A 7288-nucleotide genomic window follows, 5' to 3' on the forward strand; every position below is an offset into this window, starting at 1 on the left:
CGCCCGGAGTTACCCTGATTCCCGGCCGCGACGACCCTCGCGGCGCGGCGGTGGGGCCCGCCGTACCCGAACCGCGGCAGTGCTGCCGCCAACGGTCCCTACTTGCGACGACGCGGCCCGCATGCCCGGGCCCCGGCGAGTAGGAGACGTACGCCCATGACAGCCCCGGACACCGAGAACCTCAGCGCCCCCGCCCGCATTCCGCGGCAGCCCGCCTGGCGGACACAGGCGCCGGTCGTCGCGGTGGTCGCACTCGGCGGCGCCATCGGCGCCACGGCCCGCTATGCGTTCGCCCTGTGGTGGCCGACCCCGCAGGGCGGATTCCCCTGGGCGACCCTCTGGACCAACGTGGTCGGCTGCGCCGTGATCGGTGTGTTCATGGTGGTCATCACCGACGTGTGGGCCGCCCACCGCCTCGTCCGCCCCTTCTTCGGCACCGGAGTCCTCGGTGGCTTCACCACCTTCTCCACCTACGCCGTCGACATCCAGCACCTGGCCGACAACGGCCACCCCCGTACCGCACTGGCCTACCTCGCCGGGACCCTGATCGCCGCCCTCGCGGCGGTCTGGCTCGCGGCGGCGGCGACCCGCCGTGTTCTGAAGTGGAGGCAGCCATGACACGGCTGACCGGCAGAGCCCTGCGCTTGACCGTCCTCGTCGGCGAGAACGACATCTGGCACCACAAGCCCCTCTATTCGGAGATCGTCCGTCGCGCCCACGCCGCCGGCCTCGCGGGCGCCAGCGTCTTCCGTGGCATCGAGGGCTTCGGCGCGTCCTCCCTGATCCACACCTCACGGCTGCTGTCCCTGAGCGAGGACCTGCCGGTCGCGATCGTGATCGTTGACGCGGACGAGCGCGTACGGGCCTTCCTGCCCCAGCTCGACGAGCTCGTCACCGAAGGGCTCGTCACGCTCGACGACTGTGAGGTCATCCGGTACACCGGGCGCGACGACACCGCGCGCACATCGGACACGAAGGGTGAGAAGTCGCCGTGAACTGGCTCCTGGTGATCGCGGGTGCGGTCGTCGGCGCGCCCCTGCGCTACCTCACCGACCGGGCCGTGCAGTCCCGGCACGACTCGGTGTTCCCCTGGGGCACCTTCGCGGTCAACGTCACCGGCTGCCTGATCCTGGGCCTGCTCACCGGCGCGGCATCCGCGGGCGCTGCGAGTTCCCACCTCCAGCTGCTCCTGGGCACCGGCCTGTGCGGGGCGCTGACCACGTACTCGACCTTCTCGTACGAGACCCTGCGGCTGACCGAGACCGGTGCCGGGCTGTACGCCGTCGCCAATGTCGTGGGGAGCGTGACCGCCGGACTCGGGGCGGCGTTCCTCGGGGTGTCGATCGCCGAGACTGTGTGGTCGTAGCGGCCGTGTGGCCATGGGGGACCGGTTCGCGTCGTTGTATGTCACGGCCGACCGGGCGGGATGGCGGCTCTCAAGCGCCGTCCCCGGTGAATCTCGCCATTCGCATCCCTTGACACCACCCACGGCTCACCCGGAGTATCTCTCCCGTGAACCTGTCAGACAGCCGGACAGCCGGACAGCCTCCGCGTCGCATCAGCGCCATGGAGGCCGTCCTGGCGCACCTCCGTAGCGCCATCGAGCGCGGCGAATACGCCATCGGCGACAAGCTGCCCTCCGAGGCGGAGCTCTGCCGCACCCTGGAGATCAGCCGTCCCGTGCTGCGCGAGGCCCTCAGGGCCCTGCAGACCATGGGGCTGACCGTCTCCAAGACCGGCAAGGGCACCTTCGTCGTCGCCAACGCCGTCGAGGACCCCACCTTCGGCGACTACGCGGCCAGCGACCTGCTGGAAGTGCGCCGGCATGTCGAGATCCCGGTCGCCGGGTACGCGGCACTGCGCCGCACCCCGGAGAACCTCGACCACCTGGCCCACCTGCTCGACCGCATGGAGCGGGAGACGGACACCACCGCGTGGGTCGCGATGGACACCCTCTTCCACCTGGCCGTGGCCGAGGCCGCCCAGAACCCGGTCTTCCGCCGGGTCATCGAGGAGATCCGCGACGCACTGGCGCGTCAGTCGGCCTTCCTCAATGAGCTGGGCGGCCGCCGCGAGCAGTCCAACCGCGAGCACCGGGCCATCGTCGAGGCGCTGATCGACGGTTCCGAACTCGACGCGACCGATGCCATGGCCCACCACCTGGACCGCGTCGAAACGACCCTCACCGACATCGTGCGCCCCCCGCGCACGGACAGCACCACGGAAGGCGGACCCGAGGCGTGAGCGAGCAGCACCTCAAAGACGAGACGCGCCCCCAGTCCGGTCACGTCGACGCCGGAGACCTCGGCTACAGCAAGTCGCTGAAGTCCCGGCACGTCAACATGATCGCCATCGGCGGAGCCATCGGCACCGGCCTGTTCCTCGGCGCCGGCGGCCGACTCGCCGACGCCGGCCCGTCCCTGTTCATCGCCTACGCGGTCTGCGGCGTCTTCGCCTTCCTGGTCGTGCGCGCCCTCGGCGAACTCGTCCTGTACCGCCCGTCCTCCGGCGCCTTCGTGTCGTACGCCCGGGAGTTCATGGGAGAGAAGGGCGCGTACACCGCGGGCTGGATGTACTTCCTGAACTGGGCCACCACCGGCATCGCCGACATCACCGCGGTGGCCACGTACACGCACTACTGGGGCATGTTCTCCGACATCCCGCAGTGGGTGATCGCGCTGATAGCCCTGGCCGTCGTCCTCACCGTGAACCTGATCTCGGTGAAGATCTTCGGCGAACTGGAGTTCTGGTTCGCGATCATCAAGGTCGGCGCGCTCGTCGTCTTCATGTGTATCGGCATCTTCCTGCTGGTCACCCAGCACCCGGTCGACGGCACGACCCCCGGCCCGTCCCTGATCACCGACCACGGCGGCCTCTTCCCCAACGGCCTGCTGCCCATGCTGCTGATCATCCAGGGCGTCGTCTTCGCCTACGCCTCCGTCGAACTGGTCGGCGTCGCGGCCGGTGAGACCGAGAACCCCGAGAAGATCATGCCGAAGGCGATCAACTCGATCATGTGGCGCGTCGGTCTGTTCTATGTCGGCTCGGTCGTGCTGCTCTCGATGCTGCTGCCCTGGTCGTCGTACAAGGCGGGCGAGAGCCCCTTCGTCACCGTGCTGTCCAACATCGGCATCCCGGCCGCCGGCGGCGTCATGAACCTGGTCGTGATGACCGCGGCCATGTCCTCGCTCAACTCCGGCCTGTACTCCACCGGCCGCATCCTGCGCTCCATGGCGATGTCCGGCTCCGCCCCCAAGTTCACCTCGGTGATGAGCCGCAGCCAGGTCCCGTACGGCGGCATCCTGCTCACCAGCGGCATCTGTGTCCTCGGCGTCGGCCTCAACTTCGTCGTCCCCGCGGACGCGTTCGAGATCGTGCTGAACTTCGCGGCGATCGGGATCCTCGCCACCTGGGGCATGATCATGATCTGTCACCTGCTCTTCTGGCAGAAGACCCAGAAGGGCGAGCTCACCCGCCCCGGCTACCGACTGCCGGGCTCCCCCTGGACCGAACTCGTGACGCTGGCCTTCCTCGCCTCCGTCCTGGTCCTCATGTACGCCGACGGAGGCGCCGGCCGCACCACCGTGCTGTGCCTGCCGCTGATCGTCGGAGCGCTGGTCGCGGGCTGGTACGGCATCCGTGCCCGGGCCGCGCGCACCACCCCGAAGGCCGACGCGTGAAACCCGTGTCGGTCGACGACCCCTCATCGACCCACGACAACCAGGCAGTGATGTACAGCAGTTCCATAGCGGACGCACCCCTTGTCCGCGAACCCCTCCACGCCCCCGTCGCCCACCTCGTACGCGGCGGAATGACCGAAGGCATCCACTACGGCTCCGTCGTCGTCCTCGGCGCCGACGGCCAGGTCCGGTTCCAGCTCGGTGACATCGAGGCCGCCTTCTACCCGCGCTCGGCGCTCAAGCCCGTACAGGCCGTCGCCATGGCGCGGGTCGGGCTCCCGCTGGACGGCGAGCTGCTCTCGCTCACCGCGGCGAGCCACTCCGGCGAGGAACGCCACCTCGCCGGAACCCGGCGCATCCTCGAACTCGCCGGGCTCACCGAGGACCACCTGCGCAACGTCCCGGACATGCCGTACGACCCGGTCGTCCGCGACGCATGGGTCCGGGAGGGCCGCCTGCCCTCCCGGCTCGCCCAGAACTGCTCCGGCAAGCACGCGGCCATGCTGTACGCCTGCCGGCTCAACGGCTGGTCCCTGGAGGACTACCTCGACCCCGGGCACCCGCTGCAGCAGGCGATCGCCGAGATCGTCGAGGATCTCACGGGGCAGCGGATCGCGCGCGTGACCGTCGACGGATGTGGGGCGCCGTTGTTCTCCGTGTCGCTGCACGGCCTTGCCCGGGCCGCCGCACGGATCACCACCGCGGTGTCGGGTACGCCGGAGGCGCGGGTCGCCGACGCGATGCGGGAGCATGCGGAGATGGCCTCCGGCTCGGGGCGGGACGTTGCCGCGTTGATGCGGGCCGTGCCGGGGCTGCTCGCCAAGGATGGGTTCGAGGGCGTGCAGGTTGCTGCGCTGCCGGACGGTCGGGCCATCGCGGTGAAGATCGCCGATGGGGCGAATCGGGCGCGGGTGCCGGTAGCTGCCGCCGCTCTTGCTTGGGCCGGGGTGGATCCGGAGTTGCTCACCGAGTTCCAGGGAGAGGCACTTCTTGGGGGCGGCCGGGAGGTCGGGTGTGTGCGGCCCGTTCGGTCGCTGGAGCCGGTTGTTGTCTCGGCGTGCGCCTAAGTATGTGCCGGTCTTCTTTGTCGGCGGCTGCGGGCTTTCGTGGCTGGTCGCGCAGTTCCCCGCGCCCCTGATGGGGCGCTCACCCTCAACCCCTTTGAAAGAGGACTCGTTCCCTCATGACCGTCGCCTCCACCCGTAGCGAACACGACCTGCTCGGCGACCGTGACATACCCGCCGATGCCTACTGGGGTGTCCACACCCTGCGTGCCACGGAGAACTTCCCCATCACCGGGACGCCGATCTCCGCCTACCCCCACCTCATCGACGCCCTCGCCGCCGTCAAGGAGGCCGCCGCCCTCGCCAACGAGGAGCTCGGGCTGCTCGACCCCAGGAAGGCCGCCGCCATCGTCGCGGCCTGCCGCGAGATCCGCACGGGCAAGCTGCACGACCAGTTCGTCGTCGACGTCATCCAGGGCGGCGCCGGCACGTCGACCAACATGAACGCCAACGAGGTCGTGGCCAACCGGGCGTTGGAGCTGCTGGGGTTCGAGAAGGGCCAGTACCGGCACCTGCACCCCAACGAGGACGTCAACCTCGGGCAGTCGACGAACGACGTCTACCCGACCGCAGTGAAGATCGCTACCGTCTTCGCGGTGCGCGGTCTGCTCAAGGCGATGTCCGTCCTGCAGGACGCCTTCGCCCGCAAGGCCGTCGAGTTCCGCGACGTGCTCAAGATGGGCCGTACGCAGTTGCAGGACGCGGTGCCGATGACGCTCGGGCAGGAGTTCTCCGCGTACGCCGTCATGATCGACGAGGACCGTTCCCGGCTTGCCGAGGCCGTCGAGCTGATCCATGAGATCAACCTGGGCGCCACGGCCATCGGCACCGGCCTCAACGCCCCCGCCGGATACGCCGAGTCGGCCCGCCGCCACCTCGCCGAGATCACCGGGCTGCCGCTGGTCACCGCCGCCAACCTGGTCGAGGCCACCCAGGACTGCGGGGCGTTCGTCCAGATGTCCGGCGTGCTCAAGCGGATCGCCGTCAAGCTGTCCAAGAGCTGCAACGACCTGCGGCTGCTCTCCTCCGGGCCGCGTGCGGGGCTCGGTGAGATCAACCTGCCGCCGGTGCAGGCCGGTTCGTCGATCATGCCGGGCAAGGTCAACCCGGTGATCCCCGAGGTCGTCAACCAGGTGGCCTTCGAGGTGATCGGCAACGACGTCGCCATCACCATGGCAGCCGAGGCCGGACAGCTCCAGCTCAACGCCTTCGAGCCGATCATCCTGCACTCCCTGTCGGAGTCGATCACCCATCTGCGGGCCGCTTGCCTGACCCTGGCCGAGCGCTGCGTGGACGGCATCACCGCCAACACCGAGGCGCTGCGCCGGACCGTGGAGAACTCCATCGGCCTGGTCACCGCCCTGAACCCGCACATCGGGTACACGGCGGCCACCGACATCGCCAAGGAGGCCCTCGTCAGCGGCCGGGGCGTGGCCGAACTCGTCCTGGAGAAGGGCCTGTTGCCCGCCGAGACCCTCGCCGACCTGCTCCGTCCGGAGGTCGTCGCGGGCAGCGGCCAGGCACTGGCCTGACCCACCCCCCCCCAACCGCGGATGCGCACCGGGACCGGCAGGGAGGCACAATGGTGATCATGGCAGCGTCGACGTCGTCACTGACCTTCCAGCCGATCCTGGAGCGCATCGCGGAGGAGATCGGGCGGACCCCCGGCCGTGGCCGGCCCGCCGACTACATCCCGGCGCTCGCGGCCTGCGACCCGCGTCGCTTCGGCATGGCCGTCGCGGAACTCGACGGCTCGGTGTACGGCGTGGGGGACTGGCGTGAGCCGTTCTCCACGCAGTCCATCACCAAGGTCTTCACCCTCGCGCTCGACCTGGCCCGTGAGGGCGACGAACTCTGGGAGCACGTGGGCCGCGAGCCCTCAGGCAACCCGTTCAACTCCCTGATCCAGCTGGAGTACGAGAACGGCATCCCGCGCAACCCGTTCATCAACGCGGGCGCCCTCGTCGTCACCGACCGCCTCCAGACCCGTACCGGCGACGCCTCGGGCGAACTCCTCGCCTTCCTCCGCGCCGAGAGCGGCAACCCGACCCTGGACTTCGACAAGGACGTGGCCGCCTCCGAGTCGGCCCACGGCGACCGCAACGCGGCCCTGGCCCATTTCATGGCGTCCTACGGCAACATCGACAACCCGGTCCCGGCCCTGCTCGACCAGTACTTCCGCCAGTGCTCCGTCACGGCGTCCTGCGCCGACCTCGCCCTGGCCACCACGTTCCTGGCCCGCCACGGCATCCGCGCCGACGGCACCCGCCTCCTCACCCGCAGCCAGGCCAAGCAGGTCAACGCGGTGATGCTGACCTGCGGAACGTACGACGCGGCGGGCGACTTCGCGTACCGGGTGGGCCTGCCCGGCAAGAGCGGCGTGGGCGGCGGCATCATCGCGGTGGTACCGGGGCGGTGCACGCTGTGCGTGTGGAGCCCGGGGCTGGACGAACGCGGCAATTCGGTTGCGGGGGTGGCGGCCCTGGACAGATTCACGACGCTGACGGGCGTGTCGGTGTTCTGACGGAACTTTTCGGCGCGGGG

General features: G+C 69.8%; 8 protein-coding genes. All 8 read left to right on the forward strand.

Annotated elements, in window-relative coordinates; translation table 11 throughout:
• The first annotated feature begins 156 nt into the window (after positions 1 to 156).
• The 8 genes from crcB (ABD932_RS19190) to ABD932_RS19225 all read left to right on the forward strand — a co-directional run bounded on the left by crcB (ABD932_RS19190) (position 157) and on the right by ABD932_RS19225 (position 7268).
• Positions 157 to 618 carry a fluoride efflux transporter CrcB gene (gene crcB / locus ABD932_RS19190; RefSeq protein WP_345014256.1) on the forward strand — a complete coding sequence of 154 codons (462 nt, stop codon included), beginning with the start codon at positions 157 to 159 and terminating at the stop codon, positions 616 to 618.
• Entirely contained in the window at positions 615 to 995 is a 381-nt protein-coding gene (locus tag ABD932_RS19195) for a DUF190 domain-containing protein (protein WP_345014257.1), read from the forward strand. Before crcB (ABD932_RS19190) ends, ABD932_RS19195 begins: the two co-directional genes overlap by 4 nt.
• Entirely contained in the window at positions 992 to 1366 is a 375-nt protein-coding gene (gene crcB, locus ABD932_RS19200) for a fluoride efflux transporter CrcB (RefSeq protein WP_345014258.1), read from the forward strand. The genes ABD932_RS19195 and crcB (ABD932_RS19200) overlap by 4 nt, the downstream gene beginning before the upstream one ends.
• Before the next feature lie 200 nt (positions 1367 to 1566).
• Positions 1567 to 2244 carry a FadR/GntR family transcriptional regulator gene (locus ABD932_RS19205; RefSeq protein ID WP_126397614.1) on the forward strand — a complete coding sequence of 226 codons (678 nt, stop codon included), beginning with the start codon at positions 1567 to 1569 and terminating at the stop codon, positions 2242 to 2244.
• On the forward strand, positions 2241 to 3680 hold the full coding sequence (locus ABD932_RS19210) for an amino acid permease (RefSeq protein WP_345014259.1): 1440 nt from the start codon (positions 2241 to 2243) through the stop codon (positions 3678 to 3680). The genes ABD932_RS19205 and ABD932_RS19210 overlap by 4 nt, the downstream gene beginning before the upstream one ends.
• Before the next feature lie 50 nt (positions 3681 to 3730).
• Positions 3731 to 4747: an asparaginase gene (locus ABD932_RS19215; RefSeq protein ID WP_345014476.1), complete on the forward strand. Its 1017-nt coding sequence runs from the start codon at positions 3731 to 3733 to the stop codon at positions 4745 to 4747.
• A 116-nt stretch (positions 4748 to 4863) separates the two neighbouring features.
• Positions 4864 to 6276 (forward strand): aspartate ammonia-lyase, encoded by a 1413-nt coding sequence (gene aspA, locus ABD932_RS19220; protein ID WP_345014260.1) that lies wholly within the window; start codon positions 4864 to 4866, stop codon positions 6274 to 6276.
• Between the two features lie 50 nt (positions 6277 to 6326).
• On the forward strand, positions 6327 to 7268 hold the full coding sequence (locus tag ABD932_RS19225) for a glutaminase (protein ID WP_345014261.1): 942 nt from the start codon (positions 6327 to 6329) through the stop codon (positions 7266 to 7268).
• Positions 7269 to 7288 lie beyond the last annotated feature (20 nt).

The sequence above is a fragment of the Streptomyces shaanxiensis genome (genome assembly GCF_039537145.1).
Taxonomy (GTDB): Bacteria; Actinomycetota; Actinomycetes; order Streptomycetales; family Streptomycetaceae; genus Streptomyces; species Streptomyces shaanxiensis.

Coding starts and splice junctions, on each gene's coding strand:
- aspA (WP_345014260.1), top strand. CDS start 4,864: ATGACCGTCGCCTCCACCCGTAGCGAACACGACCTGCTCGGCGACCGT.
- ABD932_RS19225 (WP_345014261.1), top strand. CDS start 6,327: ATGGTGATCATGGCAGCGTCGACGTCGTCACTGACCTTCCAGCCGATC.
- crcB (WP_345014256.1), top strand. CDS start 157: ATGACAGCCCCGGACACCGAGAACCTCAGCGCCCCCGCCCGCATTCCG.
- ABD932_RS19205 (WP_126397614.1), top strand. CDS start 1,567: ATGGAGGCCGTCCTGGCGCACCTCCGTAGCGCCATCGAGCGCGGCGAA.
- ABD932_RS19195 (WP_345014257.1), top strand. CDS start 615: ATGACACGGCTGACCGGCAGAGCCCTGCGCTTGACCGTCCTCGTCGGC.
- ABD932_RS19215 (WP_345014476.1), top strand. CDS start 3,731: ATGTACAGCAGTTCCATAGCGGACGCACCCCTTGTCCGCGAACCCCTC.